The sequence below is a fragment of the Streptomyces sp. NPDC093252 genome (genome assembly GCF_040683675.1).
Taxonomy (GTDB): Bacteria; Actinomycetota; Actinomycetes; order Streptomycetales; family Streptomycetaceae; genus Streptomyces.
The window spans coordinates 79,741-99,650 of sequence record NZ_JBFBEM010000022.1 but is presented as its reverse complement, the minus strand read 5'-3'; the positions used below and the strand labels follow the sequence as shown (position 1 = coordinate 99,650).

General features: G+C 71.0%; 16 protein-coding genes and 1 pseudogene. 10 read left to right on the top strand and 7 right to left on the bottom strand.

The annotated features are described in order from the left end of the window. Positions 1–6 precede the first annotated feature (6 nt). Positions 7–210, top strand: a complete 204-nt coding sequence (locus tag AB0O01_RS34425) for a DUF397 domain-containing protein (protein WP_365319736.1) — start codon at positions 7–9, stop codon at positions 208–210. Between the two features lie 28 nt (positions 211–238). After that, positions 239–418, top strand: a pseudogene (locus AB0O01_RS34420) (DUF397 domain-containing protein); the annotation flags it as partial. Between the two features lie 25 nt (positions 419–443). Here AB0O01_RS34420 and AB0O01_RS34415 read toward each other — a convergent pair. Beyond that, the gene (locus AB0O01_RS34415; protein WP_365319734.1) at positions 444–1,049 is read right to left on the bottom strand and encodes a dihydrofolate reductase family protein; all 606 of its coding nucleotides are present in this window, start codon (positions 1,047–1,049) and stop codon (positions 444–446) included. Further along, positions 1,046–1,939, bottom strand: a complete 894-nt coding sequence (locus tag AB0O01_RS34410; protein ID WP_365319731.1) for a metalloregulator ArsR/SmtB family transcription factor — start codon at positions 1,937–1,939, stop codon at positions 1,046–1,048. Before AB0O01_RS34410 ends, AB0O01_RS34415 begins: the two co-directional genes overlap by 4 nt. Before the next feature lie 155 nt (positions 1,940–2,094). Here AB0O01_RS34410 and AB0O01_RS34405 point away from each other — a divergent pair, with 155 nt between their 5' ends. Together AB0O01_RS34405 and AB0O01_RS34400 are read left to right on the top strand one after the other, a co-directional pair. Continuing rightward, entirely contained in the window at positions 2,095–4,347 is a 2,253-nt protein-coding gene (locus AB0O01_RS34405) for an ATP-dependent RecD-like DNA helicase (RefSeq protein WP_365319729.1), read from the top strand. Between the two features lie 320 nt (positions 4,348–4,667). Beyond that, positions 4,668–5,957 carry a citrate synthase gene (locus tag AB0O01_RS34400; RefSeq protein WP_365319727.1) on the top strand — a complete coding sequence of 430 codons (1,290 nt, stop codon included), beginning with the start codon at positions 4,668–4,670 and terminating at the stop codon, positions 5,955–5,957. Positions 5,958–7,126: 1,169 nt separating this feature from the next. Here the strand turns inward: AB0O01_RS34400 and AB0O01_RS34395 are convergent. From AB0O01_RS34395 to AB0O01_RS34385, 3 genes are all read right to left on the bottom strand, one after another. Continuing rightward, positions 7,127–7,366, bottom strand: coding sequence for a heavy-metal-associated domain-containing protein (locus tag AB0O01_RS34395; protein ID WP_365319725.1), 240 nt, complete (start codon positions 7,364–7,366; stop codon positions 7,127–7,129). Between the two features lie 99 nt (positions 7,367–7,465). Beyond that, the gene (locus AB0O01_RS34390; protein ID WP_365319724.1) at positions 7,466–8,419 is read right to left on the bottom strand and encodes a PrsW family intramembrane metalloprotease; all 954 of its coding nucleotides are present in this window, start codon (positions 8,417–8,419) and stop codon (positions 7,466–7,468) included. 130 nt (positions 8,420–8,549) lie between these two features. Beyond that, positions 8,550–9,338 carry a TetR family transcriptional regulator gene (locus AB0O01_RS34385; protein ID WP_365319723.1) on the bottom strand — a complete coding sequence of 263 codons (789 nt, stop codon included), beginning with the start codon at positions 9,336–9,338 and terminating at the stop codon, positions 8,550–8,552. A gap of 273 nt (positions 9,339–9,611) precedes the next feature. Here AB0O01_RS34385 and AB0O01_RS34380 point away from each other — a divergent pair, with 273 nt between their 5' ends. Together AB0O01_RS34380 and AB0O01_RS34375 are read left to right on the top strand one after the other, a co-directional pair. Next, positions 9,612–11,891 carry an MMPL family transporter gene (locus tag AB0O01_RS34380; protein WP_365319720.1) on the top strand — a complete coding sequence of 760 codons (2,280 nt, stop codon included), beginning with the start codon at positions 9,612–9,614 and terminating at the stop codon, positions 11,889–11,891. Between the two features lie 723 nt (positions 11,892–12,614). Beyond that, on the top strand, positions 12,615–13,658 hold the full coding sequence (locus AB0O01_RS34375) for a zinc-dependent alcohol dehydrogenase family protein (protein WP_365319777.1): 1,044 nt from the start codon (positions 12,615–12,617) through the stop codon (positions 13,656–13,658). Positions 13,659–13,673: 15 nt separating this feature from the next. Here the strand turns inward: AB0O01_RS34375 and AB0O01_RS34370 are convergent, their stop codons facing one another. Both AB0O01_RS34370 and AB0O01_RS34365 read right to left on the bottom strand, forming a co-directional pair. After that, positions 13,674–14,375, bottom strand: a complete 702-nt coding sequence (locus tag AB0O01_RS34370) for a GNAT family protein (RefSeq protein WP_365319718.1) — start codon at positions 14,373–14,375, stop codon at positions 13,674–13,676. 72 nt (positions 14,376–14,447) lie between these two features. Further along, positions 14,448–14,645: a MerR family transcriptional regulator gene (locus AB0O01_RS34365; RefSeq protein WP_365319716.1), complete on the bottom strand. Its 198-nt coding sequence runs from the start codon at positions 14,643–14,645 to the stop codon at positions 14,448–14,450. A 434-nt stretch (positions 14,646–15,079) separates the two neighbouring features. Between AB0O01_RS34365 and iolC the strand changes: the two genes are divergently transcribed. The 4 genes from iolC to iolD all read left to right on the top strand — a co-directional run bounded on the left by iolC (position 15,080) and on the right by iolD (position 19,903). Then, a complete protein-coding gene (iolC, locus tag AB0O01_RS34360) occupies positions 15,080–16,063 on the top strand; it encodes a 5-dehydro-2-deoxygluconokinase (protein ID WP_365319714.1) in 984 nt (327 codons plus the stop codon). 122 nt (positions 16,064–16,185) lie between these two features. Next, complete coding sequence (locus tag AB0O01_RS34355; protein WP_365319776.1) at positions 16,186–17,070, top strand: deoxyribose-phosphate aldolase; 885 nt, start codon at positions 16,186–16,188, stop codon at positions 17,068–17,070. Positions 17,071–17,192: 122 nt separating this feature from the next. After that, positions 17,193–18,002, top strand: coding sequence for a 5-deoxy-glucuronate isomerase (gene iolB / locus AB0O01_RS34350; RefSeq protein ID WP_365319774.1), 810 nt, complete (start codon positions 17,193–17,195; stop codon positions 18,000–18,002). Further along, on the top strand, positions 17,999–19,903 hold the full coding sequence (iolD, locus tag AB0O01_RS34345; protein WP_365319712.1) for a 3D-(3,5/4)-trihydroxycyclohexane-1,2-dione acylhydrolase (decyclizing): 1,905 nt from the start codon (positions 17,999–18,001) through the stop codon (positions 19,901–19,903). The genes iolB and iolD overlap by 4 nt, the downstream gene beginning before the upstream one ends. The last annotated feature ends 7 nt before the right edge of the window (positions 19,904–19,910 follow it).

Here is a 19,910-nt window from a genome sequence, read left to right as displayed (position 1 = left end):
AAGTCGATGGACAACTGGCGAAAGTCTTCCTACTCAGGCCCCGGCGACGGCAACGACTGCGTCGAGATAGCCACCGCCCCGACCCACACCGCCCTACGTGACTCAAAGGCCCCCACCCGAGCTACCTTGACCTTTCCCACTGCTGCCTTCGCTGCTTTCCTGGACGCACTGAAGGTCGGCCGCGATGAGATGGGGCCCGTAGCACCGTGAGCGGTCAAACGAGCCTGTGAGGCATGGCATGGAGACCATCAGCACCTGGCGCAAGTCGTCCTACTCAGGCCCGGATGACGGGAATGAGTGCGTGGAGATCGCGACCGCTCTCATTCACATGGCTGTCCGCGACTCAAAAGCCCCCACCCGAGCTACCCTGACCTTTCCCACCCCCACCTTCACCACCTTCCTGGACTCCCTCAAGTCCACCCCCCCACCCCCGCTGACGGACCTCACCGCACCCGCTCATACACCACCGCCAGCTCACCCAACTCCCCTCGCTCCTGAGCCGCGAGCCGCCAGCTCGTCCCCGGCAGACCGTCCTCGAACAACCTCCCCCCACCCCCGGTGATCTCGGGAAAGACCATCAGGTACAGCCGGTCGACCAGGTCCGCCGACAGCAGCGCCTTGATGACACTGGCGCTGCTGTTGACCAGGATGTCCCCCTCACCCTCCCCCTTGAGGTCGGCGACAACCTCCGCCGCGGGGGCGTTCACCAACCGGGTCCGCTCCCACGGCGCCTCCACAAGGCTCCTGGAGAACACCACCTTCTCGGTGTCCACCAGCCACTTCGCATACCCCCGGTCCCGCGCGTCCGCGCTCTCGTCCCCGGCGACGGACGGCCAGTACCCGAGAAATCCCTCGGCGTTCACCCGGCCCAGCACCGCCGTCGTCGCGTTCTGCCACATCCGCGTCATCTGGTCCCGGGCGACCTCGGAGGTCACGTACGGAGCGAACGCGGCGAAGTCATGCGCCCCTCCCGGTCCGTGATAGCGCCCGTCCAGGCTCAGCGCCAGATTCGCGGTCACCAGACGTCCAGCACCCGTGCTGCTGCTCATGTCCCACTCCTTGAGTCGATGTCCTGCTCGTCCTGCTTGCCTTGCTCAACCACCTCAACCACCCGACCGCCGCCCCCGCCGGAGGCAACCCCCGCGGCCAACTTGTCGAGGCTCTGCCCGAAACCGATCTCGATGCCCGCGATGAAGTCGGCGGACTCGACCGCGCTGTCGGCGATCCGCCACCGCACGGCGAGATCCGTACCGGCGTCCGAGGGCCGCAGCACCATGTCCACATGGGCCGTGAACGCGACCCTCCCGTCCGGCAGCAGCGGCGAGTGCCGATACGTCAGCCGCTCATCACGACGGACGACCTCCACAACCCCTTCCGCCCGCCCCGCCACCGTGTCCGAACCGTCCCTGTCGTCCACGTCCCGGTACTCCTGCACGATCCGCCCGCCCGGCCACGCCTCGAAGACCAACTCGGCGATGCGCAGATCGTCCGGCGCCCACCAGCGCGCGAGCAGCGCCGTCTCGGTCAGATGCCGCCAGACCAGCGCCGGAGGCGCACTCAGTGATCGTTCGAACAGGAACGACCGATCGTCCGCCCACCCCACCCCCCGCGCGGCCAACCGCTCCGCGTCGACGCTGAGTCCATAGCGCTCGTACGTCTCCTGGGGGCCACCGGCCGTGTCCGCCGTGTCGGCGAGCCGGCCGAGGGCGTCCGCCAACTCCCGCAGGGGAGCGGACCGCAGGGCATAGATACGGCGCTGCCCATTGCGCTGCGAGGTGACGATCCCGGCCCGCTCCAGCGTCTGGAGGTGCTTGGTCGTCTGGGGTTGCCGGGCCCCGGCGAGCTGTGCGAGCACACCGACCGGGCGGGGCCGCTCGGCCAGCAGTGTCACCAGCCGCCAGCGCGCCGGGTCGGCGAGCGCGGTGAGGAGGTCATCCATGAGGGTGAGTATTCTCCAGAACGAATATTCACGTCAAGGAATAACTGAAAGGGGTCTCGGGCGATCCCCATCGCCCCATTACCCCGTTATCCACAAGCCCCCGGTTATCCACAGCCCCCCACCCCCTGTCAGAACCCCCCGGTACTGTCGCTCGCATGGCTCACCAGGCGGGCAGCCCCGCGACCGAGCAGCGGTTCGCTGTGCTCGAAGGCGTGTTGGAGCGGATCACATACGCCAATGAGGACAACGGGTACACGGTCGCGCGGGTCGACACGGGCAGAGGGGCCGGCGATCTGCTGACGGTCGTCGGCGCGCTGCTCGGCGCGCAGGTGGGGGAGTCGCTGCGGATGGAGGGCCGTTGGGGCTCCCACCCGCAGTACGGCAAGCAGTTCACCGTGGAGAACTACACGACCGTGCTGCCCGCCACCGTCCAGGGCATCCGGCGCTATCTGGGGTCGGGGCTGGTCAAGGGGATCGGGCCGGTCTTCGCCGACCGGATCACCCAGCATTTCGGCATCGACACCCTGAAGATCATCGAGGAGGAGCCCAAGCGGCTCATCGAGGTGCCCGGCCTCGGTCCCAAGCGCACCAAGAAGATCGCCGACGCCTGGGAGGAGCAGAAGGCGATCAAGGAGGTCATGCTCTTCCTCCAGACCGTGGAGGTCTCCACCTCCATCGCCGTGCGGATCTACAAGAAGTACGGGGACGCGTCGATCTCGGTCGTGAAGAACCAGCCGTACCGGCTCGCGGCCGATGTCTGGGGCATCGGCTTCCTCACCGCCGACAGGATCGCCCAGTCGGTGGGGATACCGCACGACAGCCCGGAGCGCGTCAAGGCGGGCCTCCAGTACGCGCTGTCCCAGTCCACCGACCAGGGGCACTGCTTCCTGCCCGAGGAGCGGCTGATCGCGGACGCGGTGAAGCTGCTCCAGGTCGATACGGGACTGGTGATCGAGTGCCTCGCGGAGCTGGCGGATCCGCCGGAGGAGGGTGAGGACCCCGGGGTCGTACGGGAGTCCGTGCCGGGACCGGACGGCGGGGAGCGGGTCACCGCCGTCTATCTGGTCCCCTTCCACCGCGCGGAGCTGTCCCTGTCGGCGCAGGTGCTGCGGCTGCTGCGGACCGGGGAGGACCGGATGCCGGGCTTCCGGGACGTGGACTGGGGCAGGGCCCTGGGGTGGCTGAAGGGGCGGACGGGAGCGGAGCTGGCCCCGGAGCAGGAGGCGGCCGTCAAGCTGGCGTTGACCGAGAAGGTCGCCGTTCTCACCGGGGGTCCGGGGTGCGGCAAGTCGTTCACGGTCCGCTCGATCGTGGAGCTGGCGCGGGCCCGGAAGGCGAAAGTGGTGCTGGCCGCGCCGACCGGCCGGGCCGCCAAGCGGCTCGCGGAGCTGACCGGCGCCGAGGCGTCCACCGTGCACCGGCTGCTGGAGCTGAAGCCGGGCGGGGACGCGGCGTACGACCGGGACCGGCCGCTGGACGCGGACCTGGTGGTGGTGGACGAGGCGTCGATGCTGGATCTGCTGCTGGCGAACAAGCTGGTCAAGGCCGTACCGCCGGGGGCGCATCTGCTCTTCGTGGGGGATGTGGACCAGTTGCCGAGCGTCGGTGCGGGGGAGGTGCTGCGGGATCTGCTGGCGGATGGCTCACCCGTGCCGGCGGTGCGGCTCACCCGGGTGTTCCGGCAGGCCCAGCAGTCCGGGGTGGTGACCAACGCGCACCGGATCAACGCCGGGCAGCACCCGGTGACCGACGGCATGAAGGACTTCTTCCTCTTCGTGGAGGACGACACGGAGGAGGCCGGGCGGCTCACCGTGGATGTCGCCGCCCGTCGTATTCCGGCCAAGTTCGGGTTCGATCCTCGGCGGGACGTCCAGGTGCTCGCGCCGATGCACCGGGGACCCGCCGGGGCGGGCACGCTCAACGGGCTGTTGCAGCAGGCCATCACCCCGGCCCGCCCCGACCTCGCCGAGAAGCGCTTCGGCGGACGCGTCTTCCGGGTCGGCGACAAGGTCACCCAGATCCGCAACAATTACGACAAAGGGGAGAACGGTGTCTTCAACGGCACGGTGGGTGTGGTCACCTCGCTCGACCCGGTCGACCAGCGGCTCACGGTACTGACGGACGAGGATGAGGAGATTCCGTACGACTTCGATGAACTGGATGAGCTGGCGCACGCGTACGCGGTGACCATTCACCGCTCGCAGGGCAGTGAATATCCGGTCGTGGTGATCCCGGTCACCACCGGGGCCTGGATGATGCTTCAGCGGAATCTGCTGTACACGGCGGTCACCCGGGCGAAGAAGCTGGTCGTCCTGGTCGGTTCGCGCAAGGCGATCGGACAGGCGGTGCGGACCGTTTCGGCGGGCCGCAGATGCACGGCGCTCGACTTCCGGCTCACCGGATCCTGACCTCGCACACCCCCGGCACCCCCCCCGCAGATCCCCAGCACACCCCCCCCGCAGCCCCCCCGCACACTCCCGGCGGACCCACCGGAGGGCTCCCCTTCCCCTCGGGTGGCCCGCTGAAAGATGATCGATCAAATGAGTCACAAAGGTCACAGAGCACTTCCGGATGCCGGACCGAGGGGGCAGGATGGCAAGTTGGCGGCACTCAGTGCCGCCACATAGCCCAATGGTCGACCCCGAGTGCACTCTCCTGCGCCAAATGGGGGATGGTAGAGACAGTCAGGGCACCTCGAAGATGAGGCACTACGTCGGTGAGGGAAGACGTGAGCGACAACTCTGTAGTACTGCGGTACGACGGCAGCGAGTACACCTACCCGGTGATCGACAGCACCGTCGGGGACAAGGGCGTCGACATCGGGAAGCTGCGCTCCCAGACCGGTCTCGTGACCCTGGACAGCGGCTACGGCAACACCGCCGCCTATAAATCCGCCATCACCTATCTCGATGGCGAGCAGGGCATTCTCCGGTACCGCGGCTACCCGATCGAGCAGTTGGCCGAGCGCTCCACCTTCCTGGAGGTCGCCTATCTGCTGATCAACGGCGAGCTTCCGACCGTCGACGAGCTCAGCGTGTTCAAGAACGACATCACGCAGCACACCCTGCTGCACGAGGACGTCAAGAACTTCTACAAGGGGTTCCCCCGCGACGCCCACCCGATGGCCATGCTGTCGTCGGTGGTCTCGGCGCTGTCGACGTTCTACCAGGACAGCCACAACCCGTTCGACGAGAAGCAGCGCAACCTCTCCACCACCCGGCTGCTCGCCAAGCTCCCGACGATCGCCGCGTACGCGTACAAGAAGTCGATCGGTCACCCGTTCGTGTACCCGCGCAACGACCTGGGCTATGTCGAGAACTTCCTGCGGATGACCTTCTCGGTCCCCGCGCAGGAGTTCGAGCTGGACCCGACCGTGGTCGCCGCCCTCGACAAGCTGCTCATCCTGCACGCGGACCACGAGCAGAACTGTTCGACCTCCACGGTCCGGCTGGTCGGCTCCTCGCAGGCCAATATGTTCGCCTCCATCTCGGCCGGCATCAGCGCCCTGTGGGGCCCGCTGCACGGCGGCGCCAACCAGTCGGTGCTGGAGATGCTGGAGGGCATCCGCGACTCCGGCGGCGATGTCGACACCTTCATCCGCAAGGTGAAGAACAAGGAGGACGGCGTCCGCCTGATGGGCTTCGGCCACCGGGTCTACAAGAACTTCGACCCGCGCGCCAAGATCATCAAGGCCGCCGCGCACGATGTCCTCTCCGCGCTCGGCAAGTCCGACGAGCTGCTGGACATCGCGCTGAAGCTGGAGGAGCACGCGCTCTCCGACGACTACTTCACCGAGCGCAAGCTCTACCCGAACGTCGACTTCTACACCGGTCTGATCTACCGGGCCATGGGCTTCCCCACCGAGATGTTCACGGTGCTGTTCGCCCTCGGCCGGCTGCCGGGCTGGATCGCCCAGTGGCACGAGATGATCAAGGAGCCGGGCTCGCGTATCGGCCGCCCGCGCCAGATCTACACGGGCGTCGTCGAGCGCGACTTCGTCCCGGTCGAGGCGCGCTGAACGATCCGCGTGACCCGCCTCACGCGCCCTTGAGCGCACGGCGTTGAGCAGAACGGCCCCGGGCCCCGTATTCCACGGTGAAGGAGTACGGAGCACGGGGCCTGTTGCGTGGCATCGGCATCGGCATCGACACCCGTACCAGCACCGGCACCGGTACGGAGGCGGCGGCGGGCGCGGCGGGTGGGTGAGCGGGCCCGGTGAGATCCGGAGGCGGCCGGGGCGGCGGCGGAAGGGGTGGGGTGAGAGTGAGGGTGAGGGCGGCGAGAGTGTCCCGGGACGGCAGAAGGCGCCCTGGCACGCCAGTCCCCCCACGGGCCGACGACCAGGGCGCCTTCCCATGTCCCGGTGCGGATTCCCCCCACGGGATCCGGCCGGGCGTCTATGAGGACCAGCGCCTGAATTCGCTGTTCGTGGGCACAACGAGCAGAACTCGCCGTACCCGGGTGCCGCCTAGGAGGCGGCTATGCGGTTGTGCCCTGCGATTGTGTCCTGCGGTGGTGCTCGGTGATGCCGGGTGGTGCTGTGCGGTGATGCGGTGTACCGGTCCGGACGCCGGGGCGTCCGGTGCATCTGCCGGGACAGCGCACGCTGGGAGGGCCGCTCAAAGCTCCCCGGTTGTACGTGTCCCGGCAACGCGGTTCTGAGGAAGTCCCCCAAGACATCCCCAGACGCCATCCGACGCCCCCCAAGACGCCGTCTGACATCGTCAACTTAGACCTTCGAACCCCTTCGATGGTTACGTTCGCATCACTGTGATCTGCGTCTCTTGCATATGTCCTGTTTGCTACGCAAGGGGCCCGATGCGGTGAACGGGGCCCAAGCGTAATGAAGATGCGCGAGCCTTGTGAAGAGCTTATGTGAGGGGCGCGCCGGACTCCAGAGGGGCCCAGGTCACGACTTCGGCGAACCGCCGGTAACTTCGCCGCCGGACGCCCCGCCGGTCAACGGAACGTGCGCGATCACGGCCGTCCCGTCACCGTGCGGAGCCGCTGCGTCCGGTGCGGCGGTGGCGGCCGTTGTATGCGGTTTTCCCGGGCATCGGAGATGCCCGTGGAGACGGTGGCGGGGCCGGGCCGCACCCGGGCGGGAGTCGTGTCGCCCTCGGATGCGGCCCGGCCCCGTTGAATCGTTCCGGTGGTTTCCGGCTGTCCTCGGGGACGGTCGTCGGCTCAGGCGCGGCCGGTCAGTTCGTAGCCGGCCTCGTCCACGGCCGCGCGGACGGCGTCCTCGTCCAGCGGCGCGGCGGAGACGACGGTGACCACGCCGGACGACGCGACGGCCTGCACCGCGCTGACGCCCGTGAGCCGCGAGATCTCCTCGGTCACGGCCCCTTCGCAGTGTCCGCAGGTCATCCCGGTCACCTGGTAGACGGTGGTGACGGAACCGGAGGTGTCGGTCTGGGCGGTCATGTCGTTCTCCTCGTGGAGGCAGGGTGGAGATGGGTGTGACATCCGGGATGGATGTGACGGCTGTGGCCCCCAGGGGCTCACGACTCCCACTGTATACCCCTAGGGGGTATTTCTCCAAGAGGGGTCCCGACGGGCGAGCGACCGGGCCCAGACCAGTCCCAGCAGCGCCACCACGACCATCCCACCGACCGAGAACACCGTGAACAGATGCTGCTGCTCCGCCGTCGGGCGCGGGATGTAGCCCTCGGCGAACAGTGCGCGCTGGAGCCCGGTCTCGGTCAGCAGGGTGACCAGCCAGACCGCGATGCCGTGCGTCGAGTCCCACACCGCGTGCAGCAGCGACACCCCGAGATACGTCCCCACCACCGCCCCGTTGATCCGGAACCGGCCGTCCGGACGGCGATACGACAGCAGCACGGCACCGGCGACGGCCGTCCACAGGCCGTGCCCGAACGGGGCCAGTACGCCGCGCAGGATCTCGGTCTCCAGCAGCGCCCGCAGATCGATGCCCCGGGTCGAGACGGCCGCGTTGAAGGCGTAGCCCGCGCTCTCCAGGGCGGCGAAACCGAAACCGACCGTCGCGCCGAGCACCAGCCCCGCGCGCGTGCCCCGGATCGCGGTCCGGTGGCGCAGGACGAACATCAGCGCGCCGAGCTTCACCGCCTCCTCGATCAGCCCGACGCCGACGAACATCCACACGGACGGGTGCAGCAGGTAGTACTCCATCACCGAGGCGCCCAGCACGCCGAGCGTGCCACCGGTGAGGAAGCAGCCGAGGATCACCCCGGCCCCGAGATCCCGCCCGTGCCGCTCGTACGCCCACAGCGCAAAGGTCACCGGCACCAGAAAGCTGCCGAGCAGGATCAGCGTCGGCAGCAGGGTGGAGTTCTTCGTGGCGTACGTGACCAGCGCGGTCAGCACCCACAGGGCCAGCCCGCCCCACAGGCAGTGCTTCCACAGTCCCGGCCGGATCTGCGGCGGGGCCGGCGGGGGCTGCTGCGGGCCGGGGATACGGGCTCGGGGCGTGCCGGACGGCGGCGGGGTGTGGGTCACGGGCGGGTCCCTCATCACTCGTGGCTGCGGCGCTGCGATTCGGCCATTTCTGGCCGATTTGTCCGACCCTAAGGGCGGTGCGGGCGCGGCGCAGGTCGACGGGGAGCCGTGCGGGCGGAGGGGGCGGGGCTCAGCCGAGCGTGGGCGGGCCCGGGTGGTTCCGGCAGGCGGCGCTGAAGGGCTGGAGGTAGCGGATCAGGACGGTCTTCAGCTCGTGGACGTACGCCTCCCGCTCGGAACCCTCGGTGGCCAGGATCAGTTCCACGCCCGCCTTGTAGACGCTCAGGCAGACGTTGGCGATCCGCTCGATGTCGGGGGCGGGCGTCTCGGGCAGGACGGTGAACAGCAGCTCCTGGACCCGGTTGAGCAGCGTCATGTGCAGGGCGTCGTGCTCCTCGGCGATGCGGCCGGGAACGTCGGGGCCGTGCATCAGCGTGAAGAACACCGGACGGTCGCAGTTGAAGGCGATGAACCGGTCCACGGCCGCGCCGACCACCTCCTCCAACGGGGTCTCCGGAGCGACCGGCCGCAGCGCCGTGCCGTACGCCTCCCGCATCTCCCGCACCAGCCGCTCGCCCAGCTCGATCGCGATCGCTTCCTTGTTCGGGAAGAACTGGTAGAGCGTGCCCGGCGAGACACCGGCCTCCCGGGCGATGGCGTTGGTGCTGGCGGCGGTGTAGCCGGTCGTGGTGAAGACGGTGGCGGCGGCCTCCAGGAGCTGCGCGATACGCCGCTCCCCGCGGGCCTGACGGCGCTTGGGGCGGTCGTCGGGGGTGGGGGAGGGGGTGGCGGGGTCTGCGGCCTTCTGTGGGGCGTCCGGGGCTTCGGGGGCGTGTGGGGTGCCGGGGGTGTCCGGGGAACCGGGGGTGCCCGGGGTGCGGGCCGTCTCCGGTCGGGCCTTACGGGATGTTTCCGGCATGGCGGACTTGTCCGGCGCGGCGGACCCTCCCGGTGTCGTGTGCTCTCCCGGTGTCGCGCGCTCATCCGCCTTTGTGGGTGCGGGTGTGTCGGGCACGAGTTATCCCCAGCTCTCCGAACGCGATTGACAAACGCGAGCGGTCACTCGCATTCTGGTGAAACGCGAGCGATCTCTCGTGTTTGCCAATTCTATGGCAATGGCAGACCCATGCCGCCTGCCTGCGCACGCACGCGCATCCACCAGCACGGGTCATGGTGAAGGGGACACCGCACGATGACCGAAGTCAACACGCCCCCGGGCCCGCCGGGGCCCGGCGGCTGGACCCGGTTCGTCACCGCACGACCGCGGCTGTCCCTGCTGGTGGCGCTGGTCCTCACCGCGCTCGCGGTGATGGCCGGCAGCGGGGTCGCCGACCGCCTCGGCAGCGGCGGCTGGGAGGACCCGAACGCGGAGTCGACCTACGCCACCCGCGCCCTGGAGCGCGAGTTCCCGGACTCCCAGCCCAACTTCCTGCTGCTGATCGACGCGGGTGAGGCATCGGTGGACGACCCGGCGGTGGCCGCCGAGGCCGACCGGCTCGCCCAACTGCTCAGCGCCGAGGAAGGGGTGACCGGCGTCGGCTCCTACTGGCAGAGCGGCTCCCCCGCCCTGCGCGCGGAGGACGGGCGCGAGGCGCTGATCGCGGCCCGGATCACCGGCGAGGAGAGCGAGGCCAACGCGACCCTGGAGCGCATCGCCCCCGAACTGCGCGGGACGCACGGCCCGGTGGAGGTGCGCCTCGGCGGCATGGTCGCCGTACAGCACGAGATGCAGACGATCATCCAGGAGGACCTGCTGCGGGCCGAGATCATCGCCCTGCCGGTGACCCTGGTGCTGCTGGTGATGGTCTTCGGCAGCGCGATCGCCGCCCTGCTGCCGCTCGGCATCGGCATCGTCGCGATCCTCGGCACCAACGCCGTGCTGCGCGGCCTCTCCGAGGTCACCGATGTCTCCGTCTTCGCCATCAACCTCACCACGGCCCTCGGCCTCGGTCTGGCCGTCGACTACGCCCTCTTCATCGTCCGCCGCTTCCGCGAGGAGCTGACCGCGGGGCACGACCCGCTGACCTCCGTCGCCACCACCCTGCGCACGGCGGGGCGGACGGTGCTGTTCTCCGCCCTCACCGTGGCGGTCTCGCTCGCTGCGATGCTGCTGTTCCCGATGTACTTCCTGCGCTCCTTCGCCTATGCCGGGATCGCGGTGGTCCTGCTGGCCGCAGCCGCCGCCCTGATCCTGCTCCCGGCGGCCCTGGTGCTGCTCGGGCACCGGGTCAACGCCCTGGATCTGCGCCGGATGCTGCGCCGGGGCCGCCCGCCCCGGCCGGCCGCCGAAGAGGGCCGGGCCTGGGGGCGGACGGCGACGCTGGTGATGCGCCGGGCCCCGTTCTTCGCCCTCGGCACCACCGCCGTACTGGTCCTGCTGGGGCTGCCGTTCCTGGGCGTGAAGTTCGGTACGGCCGACGACCGCCAGCTCCCGGCCGACGCCGAGTCCCATGTCGTCCAGCAGCACATCCGCGAGGGCTTCCCCGGCAGTCCCGGCGGGGGCCTGGAGGTACTGGCCGAGGGCGGGGCGACCGAGGCCCAGTACGCCGACTACCGGGAGCGGATCTCGGCCCTGCCCGAGGTGGTGCGGGTGGACGGGCCGGTGGTCAACGGGGACGCGGCGTACTTCACGGTGCTGCCGAGCGGCGAGGCCGTCGACGAACCCGCCCAGCGGCTGGTGGGCGAACTGCGCGCGGTCGACGCCCCGTTCGACACCAGTGTGACGGGCGCGGCGGCGGCCCTGGTCGACTCCAAGGACGCCATCGCCGACAAGCTGCCCTGGGGCGTGGCCTTCATCGCCGTGGTCACCCTGATCCTGGTGTTCCTGCTCACCGGCAGTGTGCTCATCCCGATCCAGGCGGTGCTGCTGAACGCGCTCAGTCTGACGGCGATGTTCGGCGCGGTGGTGTGGGTCTTCCAGGACGGCCATCTCTCCGGCCTCCTGGGCTTCACCAGCCCGGGATCCATCGAGACGACGGTCCCGGTCCTGATGTTCTGCGTCGCGTTCGGTCTCTCCATGGACTACGGGGTGTTCCTGCTCTCCCGCATCAAGGAGGAGTACGACAGAACGGGCGACCACGAGGGCGCGGTGCGGCACGGACTCCAGCGCACGGGCGGTCTGATCACGGCGGCGGCGGTCATCCTGGCGGTGGTCCTGGTCGCGATCGGCACCTCCCGGGTCACCAACACCAAGATGCTCGGCCTCGGTATCGCGCTGGCGGTCCTGATGGACGCGATGGTCGTGCGCAGCCTCCTGGTCCCCTCGGTGATGCGCCTCACCGGCCGGGCGACCTGGTGGGCACCCGGTCCCCTGCGCCGACTGCACGAGCGGATCGGCATCAGCGAGGGCGAGAGCACCGCACCGCGCGACGGCGAGAAGCCGGGGCTGGAGAAGGAGGCGGTGGCCGCCACGGAGGCCCGGGAGCAGGGGCCGTCGGACGAACGACGGGAGGAGGCGGCGGGCCGGAGATAGCGGGGCGCTCCGCTGGGGTGGCGGGGTTTCGCGGGTTGTCCGGCGCGGGGCGGGGCCCCGCGCCGGACCGGGCCTCAAGCGGAGCCGCCCCCCAGCGGGACCGCGCCCCGCGCCTCACCCCGGGTGGGGCCTCACCCGGCGCGGGGTTGGGTCTCGTGTCTGACCCGGCCTGGTGTCTCACCTGGCGCGGAGCGGGATTCCACGTGGGGTCGGGTCGTGTGCCTCACCCCGCGAGGAGGCGGGCCCCAGGCGGGGCCGGGTCCTGCGCCTCACCCCGGTTGGGGCCTTACTCGGGGCGGGGCCGAGTCTCGTGTCTGACCCGGCCTGGTGTCTCACCTGGCACGGAGCGGGACTCCATGTGGAGCCGGGTCGTGTGCCTCACCCCGGGTGGGGCCTCACCCCGCGCGGAGCTAGACCCCAGCGGGGCCGGGCCTCGCGTCTCAGCCCCGTTGGGGCCTCACCCGGCGCGGGGCCGGGTCCCGGGCGTCACCTCACCTGGTGTCTCACCCCGCGCGGAGCGCGACCCCACCCGGCCGCGTGCCCCATCGCGCGTTACCGTTCGCCGGACGGCCGGGAGTTGGCCGAGGCCCTGTGTGTGCCGGGCAGTCTGCGCAGACGCGTGGACATGTGGGCCCGACCCGACCCAACCCGGCCCGGCAGGGCAGACGCAGGGCAGGCGCAGGGCGCGGATGGTTATGGATGGCGACAGATGGGGTGGTGGGGATGCGCGCGGTGGTGGTCGAGCGGTTCGGGGTTCCGGCCGAGGTACGGGAGGTGGCGGCGCCGGAGCCCGCCGGGCACGGGGTGGTGGTGCGGGTCGAGGCGACCGGGCTGTGCCGGAGCGACTGGCACGGCTGGCAGGGCCACGACCCGGACATCACGCTCCCGCATGTGCCGGGGCACGAACTCGCCGGGGTCGTGGCGGCGGTCGGCGACCGGGTGTCCCGCTGGCGGACCGGTGACCGGGTGACGGTGCCGTTCGTCTGCGCCTGCGGGAGCTGCGCCGCCTGTGCGGCCGGGGATCAGCAGGTGTGCGAGCGGCAGACCCAGCCCGGGTTCACCCACTGGGGTTCGTTCGCCCAGTATGTGGCGCTGGACCGGGCGGATGTGAACCTGGTGGCGGTGCCGGAGGGGATGGCGTTCGGGACGGCGGCGGCGCTGGGGTGCCGGTTCGCGACGGCGTTCCGGGCGGTGGTGCGGCAGGGGAGGGTGGTAGCGGGGGAGTGGGTCGCGGTGCACGGGTGCGGTGGGGTCGGGCTGTCGGCGGTGATGATCGCGGCGGCGGCCGGGGCGCGGGTGGTGGCGGTGGATGTGTCGCCGGGGGCGCTGGAGCTGGCGCGCGGATGCGGTGCGGTGCGGTGCGTGGACGCCTCGGAGGTGGGCGACACGGCGGCGGCCGTACGGGAGGTGACCGGCGGCGGGGCGCATCTGTCGCTGGACGCCCTCGGGTCGCCGGTCACCTGCGCCGCGTCGGTGAACGGGCTGCGGCGCCGGGGCCGGCACATCCAGGTCGGCCTGCTCCCCTCGGACACCGGGACGACCCCCGTCCCCATGGCCCGTGCCATCGCCCTGGAACTGGAGATCCTCGGCAGCCACGGCATGGCCGCGCACGACTATCCGGCGATGCTGGAGCTGGTGGGCGCGGGGGTGCTGCGGCCGGATCTGCTGGTGACGACGGAGATCGGGCTGGACGCGGCACCGGGGGCGCTGGCAGCGATGGGGTCGGCGCCCGGGGCGGGCTTGACGGTGATCAACCCCTGGCGCTGAACGGGATTCACCGATTCACCCCCGCTGCCCGGCCCCCGCAGCCCCACCCCCATCCCCGTTCCCGAGCCCAATCCCGTTCCCGTTCCTAACCCCAACCCCGTTCTCAACCCCAACCCCAACCCCGTCTCCGCCGACCGCCCCCGCCCACTCGTTCTCCAGGATCCCCATCAGGATCTCGTCGACCCATCGGCCCTCACGCAGGGCGGACTCCCGGCGGGTGCCCTCGTGGCGGAAGCCGACCTTCTCGTAGGCGCGGCGGGCGCGCGGGTTGTCGGCGTAGACCTCCAGGGAGATCCGGTGGAGGCCGAGCCGCTCGAAGCCATGGGCGACGATCAGGCCGGTGGCCTCGGTGCCGAGGCCGCGGTTGCGGCCACGGGGGCCGATGAGGGTGCGGAAGTTGCAGCTCCGGGTGTGGGGGTCCCACTCGTTGAGGACGACCTCGCCGACCAGTTCGCCGGTGGCGCGGTCGGTGACGGCGAGGTCGAGACGGTCGGGCTGGTCGGTGCGGGTGGCGTACCAGGAGCGGACCCGCTCGTAGGACATGTCCGACGAGGACGGTTCGAAGGTGAACCGCAGGACCTCCGGGTCCTGGAGGATCGCCCACATGGTGTCGGCGTCGTCCCCGGTGAACGGCCGCAGCACCGCACGGTCCCCGGTGAGCAGGGGTTCTCCAGAAAGTTCATCCGAAAGCTCATCCCAGGATCCTGCGCGGGACACCACCGACCGGGCAATCCAATATCCCGCGCGCACCGAGCGCCCCGCCCCGCCCCACCCCGCCCTCCCCCCCGGTCAGTCCCGTCGCTCCCTGTTCCCCGGTCGTGCCGCCACCCAGGCGCGGACGGTGTCGGCGTACCAGTACGGCCGGCCGCCCTCGACCTGGTCCGGCGGCGGCAGCAACCCGTGTTTGCGGTAGGAGCGCACGGTGTCCGGCTGGACCCGGATGTGCGCGGCGATCTCCCGATAGGACCAGAGCCGTCGGTCGGTCATGAGCCGCACCTCCCCGCGCGCGCCACGGCGGTGGCCCTGGGGCGGCCGACGAGGGATCCGGGCGCTGCGCTGACGATCACCCACCCTGTGCCCGGTCGGCGACGGACAGTGAGCGGCGGGACGGGTCTGTGGACCGGGCGTGACGGAGAATTCGCGTATATGGGACAGATGTGACACGAGGGTGTTGTTTGTGACGGAAGCGATGCAAAGGGCTGGACGGAAGGGAATTAAGACGTGAGGTCAGAATGTCTGGACAAAGCATTGACAGGATCACCGGCGCCGGACTAGAAAACGGGACTAGAGGTCGCAGTGACAGCGGCCTGAAGCAACTCGAAGAGTCTCGAAGAGCCATGAGCCATGAGCCATGAGTCGTGGGTCATCAGCCATGGGTCATGAGAAGAGGCTCGGAGCGTGACGCGCGTGAAGGGAACTCGATGGCGTACGACCTGATCACCATGGGGCGGATCGGAGTGGATCTGTACCCCCGGCAGACCGGGGTCCCGCTGCCGCGGGTGACGTCCTTCGGCAAGTTCCTCGGCGGTTCGGCGACCAATGTCGCGGTCGCCGCGGCGCGCCTCGGCCGGAGCACCGCCGTGATCACCCGCACCGGCGACGACCCCTTCGGCACCTACCTCCACGAGGAGCTGCGCGGCTTCGGCGTGGACGACCGCTGGGTCACCCCGGTACCCGGACTGCCGACCCCGGTCACCTTCTGCGAGATCTTCCCGCCGGACGACTTCCCGCTGTACTTCTACCGGCAGCCCAAGGCCCCGGACCTGGAGATCCACCCCGGCGAGCTGGACCTCGACGCGATCGCCGCCGCCCGGATCTTCTGGGTCACCGGCACCGGCCTGAGCGAGGAGCCGAGCCGTACGGCCACCCTCACCGCGCTCGCCCACCGGGCCAGGACCGGCATCACCGTCTTCGACCTCGACTGGCGCCCCATGTTCTGGTCCGACCCGGCCGAGGCCCGCGCCCACTACACCGAGGCCCTGCGCCACACCACCGTCGCGGTCGGCAATCTGGACGAGGTCGAGATCGCCACCGGCGTCCGCGAACCGCACGCCGCCGCCCGCGCCCTGCTGGCCGCCGGCGTCGAACTCGCCGTCGTCAAGCAGGGACCCAAGGGCGTCCTCGCCGTGCACCGCGACGGCACCACCGCCGAGGTCCCCCCGCTCCCGGTGACCGTCCTCAACGGCCTCGGTGCCGGGGACGCCTTCGGCGGCTCCCTCTGCCACGGACTGCTGGCCGGCTGGGACCTGGAGCGGATCATGCGGCATGCCAACGCCGCCGGGGCCATCGTCGCCTCCCGGCTGGAGTGCTCCTCCGCGATGCCCACCCCGGCCGAGGTCGAGACCGCCCTCACCGCGGGCGCGGTCCCCTCGGGCCACGACACCACCCCGGGAGCCGCGAAGTGACCACCCCCGACCGCACCCCCGACCACACCCCCGGCACCCCGGCCCCCGGCACGCCCGCCACCAGCACCCCCACCCCCGGCACCCGCACCACCCCCACCCCCACCAGCACCCTCACCCCCGACATCCCCCCCATCAACATCCCCGAACTCGTCCGCCTCCGCACCCACCACCCCGAGGCCATCGCCGAGGCCGCCGCCCGCCGGACCCGCAGGCCGCTGCTCGGGCCCTCCGGGCGGCTGATGATCGTCGCCGCCGACCACCCCGCGCGCGGCGCGCTCGGCGTCGGGAACCAGCCGTTCGCCATGGCCAACCGCGCCGACCTGCTCGGCCGCCTCTGCCTCGCGCTCGCCCGCCCCGGCGTCGACGGCGTCCTCGCCACCGCCGACATCCTCGACGACCTGCTCCTCCTCGGCGCCCTCGACGGCAAGGTCGTCATGGGCTCGATGAACCGCGGCGGACTCCAGGGCGCCGCCTTCGAACTCGACGACCGCTTCACCGGCCACCGCCCCGCCGACCTCCGGCGCCTCGGCTTCGACGCGGGCAAGCTCCTGCTGCGGATCGACTACTCCGACCCCGGCTCGCTCACCACCCTGGAGTCGACCGCCCGCGCGATAGACGCGATGGCGGAGCACCGACTGCCGGTCTTCGTGGAACCCTTCCTCAGCCGCCGCGACGCCGACGGAAAGCTGCGCAACGATCTCTCGGCCGACGCCGTCACCCGTTCCGTCGCCATCGCCTCCGGCCTAGGCGGCACCTCCGCCTACACCTGGCTGAAGGTCCCGGTCACCGACAACCCCGACGACATGGCCCGGGTCATGGAGACCTCCACGCTCCCCGCCGTCCTCCTCGGCGGCGAGGTCGGCGCCGACCAGGACGGGGCGTACGAGAAGTGGCGGGGCGCGCTCCGGCTGCCCACCGTGCGCGGCCTGGTGGTGGGCCGTTCGCTGCTGTATCCGGCGGACGGCGATGTGGCCGCCGCCGTGGACACCGCCGTAGGACTGCTGTGAGGGACACCGACGACACCATGCGCCCGCACCACCCACCTCACCCGCATAACTCACCTCACCCGCAAAACCCATCCCACTCGCAAAACCCATCCCACTCCACACACCCACCTCACCCCCACCGCCTGCACCTCCCCGCCGGCACCACCGCCGACCCGGCCGAGCCCCGCCACACCCTCACCATCGACCCGGAGTTGGCCGGCTGGTCGTACAGCGGCCTCCGGATCGTCGCCCTGGAGCCCGGCGGCGGCCATACCCTCGCGGCCGGTGAGAGCGAATGGATCGTGCTCCCCCTCGAAGGCGGATGTACCGTACGAGTTGGGGACGAAACCTTCCGACTCCTGGGCCGGGACAGCGTGTTCGGCTCGGCCACCGACTTCGTGTACGTGCCCCGCGACGCCCGGGCACAGATCTCCTCCGACGCGGGAGGCCGCTTCGCCCTGGCAGGAGCGAAGTGCGAGCGACGACTCCCCGCCCGCTACGGCCCCGCGTCGGAGGTCCCGGTCGAACAGCGCGGCAGCGGCACCAGCGCCCGCCTGGTGCGCAACTTCGCCTCCGCCGACGCCTTCGCCTGCGACCGGCTGATCGCCGTCGAGGTGATCACCCCCGGCGGCAACTGGTCCTCGTACCCGCCGCACAAGCACGACGAGCACCTGCCGGGCGAGGAAGCGGTGCTGGAGGAGATCTACTACTTCGAGATCGACGGCCCGCACGGCTTCGGCTACCAGCGGGTGTCCCCCTCGCGCGAGGGCGGCGCCGATGTGCTCGCCGAGGTCCGCTCCGGTGACGCCGTCCTCGTCCCGGACGGCTGGCACGGCCCGTCCATCGCCCAGCCGGGCCACGACATGTACTACCTGAACGTCATGGCGGGCCCCGGCGACACCCGGGAATGGCGCATCCGCTTCCACCCCGACCACACGGAGGGATACCGATGACGGCCCCCGCCCCCACCCCGGCGACCACGACCCGCCTCACCACCGCGCAGGCCCTCGTCCGCTTCCTCGCCGCCCAGTACACCGAGCGCGACGGCGTCCGGCAGCGGCTGATCGGCGCCACCTGGGGCATCTTCGGCCACGGCAATGTCGCCGGACTCGGCCAGGCGCTGGTGGAGTACGCGGACGCGATGCCGTTCCTCCAGGGCCGCAACGAACAGTCCATGGTGCACGCGGCCGTCGGCTACGCCCGCCAGTCCAACCGCCTCTCCACCCACGCCGTGACGACCTCCATCGGCCCCGGCGCCACCAACCTCGTCACCGGCGCCGCCCTCGCCACCGTCAACCACCTCCCCGTCCTGCTCCTGCCCGGCGACACCTTCGCCACCCGCCCCGCCGACCCGGTCCTCCAGCAGCTCGAACTCCCCCACGCCGGGGACCTGTCCGTCAATGACACCCTCCGCCCCGTCTCCCGCTACTTCGACCGGATCACCCGCCCCGAGGCGCTGATCCCGGCCGCCCTCCAGGCGATGCGGGTGCTCACCGACCCGGTGGAGACCGGCGCCGTCACCCTCGCCCTCCCGCAGGACGTCCAGGCGGAGGCGTACGACTGGCCGGAGGAGTTCTTCGCCGACCGGGTCTGGACCGTCCGCCGACCCGGCGCCGACCCTACCGAACTCGCCGAGGCGGTCACCGCGGTCCGGGCCGCCCGGCGCCCCCTGATCATCGCGGGCGGCGGGGTGCACCACAGCCGCGCCGAGGCCGCGCTCGCCGAGTTCGCCGAGGCCACCGGCATCCCGGTGGCGAGCACCCAGGCAGGCAAGGGCTCCCTGCCCCACGACCATCCCCAGGATGTCGGCGGCATCGGCCACACCGGCACCGCCACCGCCGACACCCTCGCCCGCGCCGCCGACCTGGTGATCGGCGTCGGCACCCGCTACACCGACTTCACCACCGCCTCCGGCACCCTCTTCACCGGCGAGGGCGTCCGCTTCCTCAACCTCAACATCGCCCCCTACGACGGCCACAAGCTCTCCGGCCTCCCCCTGGTCGCCGACGCCCGCAGCGGCCTCGCCGAACTCACCGAGGCCCTCCTCGTCCACGGCCACCGTGTGCCGGAGCCGTACGTCGCCGCCTACACGGACGACAAGGCCCGCTGGGAGGAGCGCGTCACCGCCGCCTACACCGCCGCCGACCCGGACGCGCCCCCCACCCAGCCCCAGGTCCTCGGCGCCCTCGACGCCCTCGCGGACGCCTCCGACGTACTGATCAACGCGGCCGGTTCGATGCCCGGCGACCTGCACAAACTCTGGCGGGCCCGGTCCTTCGACCAGTACCACGTGGAGTACGGCTACTCCTGCATGGGCTACGAGATCCCCGCCGCGATCGGCGTCAAGCTGGCCGCGCCGGACCGCCCGGTGTGGGCGCTGGTCGGCGACGGCACCTATCTGATGCTGCCGACCGAGATCGTCACCGCCGTCCAGGAGGGCATCGCCATCAAGCTCCTCCTGATCCAGAACCACGGCTACGCCTCCATCGGGGGCCTCTCCGAGGAGACCGGCGGCGAGCGCTACGGCACCGCCTACCGCTACCGCGCCCCCGACGGCACCTACACCGGTGCCCCCCTCCCCCTCGACCTGGCCGCCAACGCCGAGAGCCTCGGCATGCGGGTGCTGCGCGCCCGTACCGTCCGCGAACTGCGGGCGGCGCTCGCCGAGGCCCGGCAGGCGGACAGTCCCACATGTGTCTACGTGGAGACCCAAACGGCCGACACAGTGTCGGGAGCGCCTCCCGCGCAGGCCTGGTGGGATGTCCCTGTGGCCGAGACCGCGACCAGACCGTCCGCGATCAAGGCCCGTGAGCTGTATGAACGGCACGTCTCTTCCCGACGCCGCCATCTGTGAAGGAGTA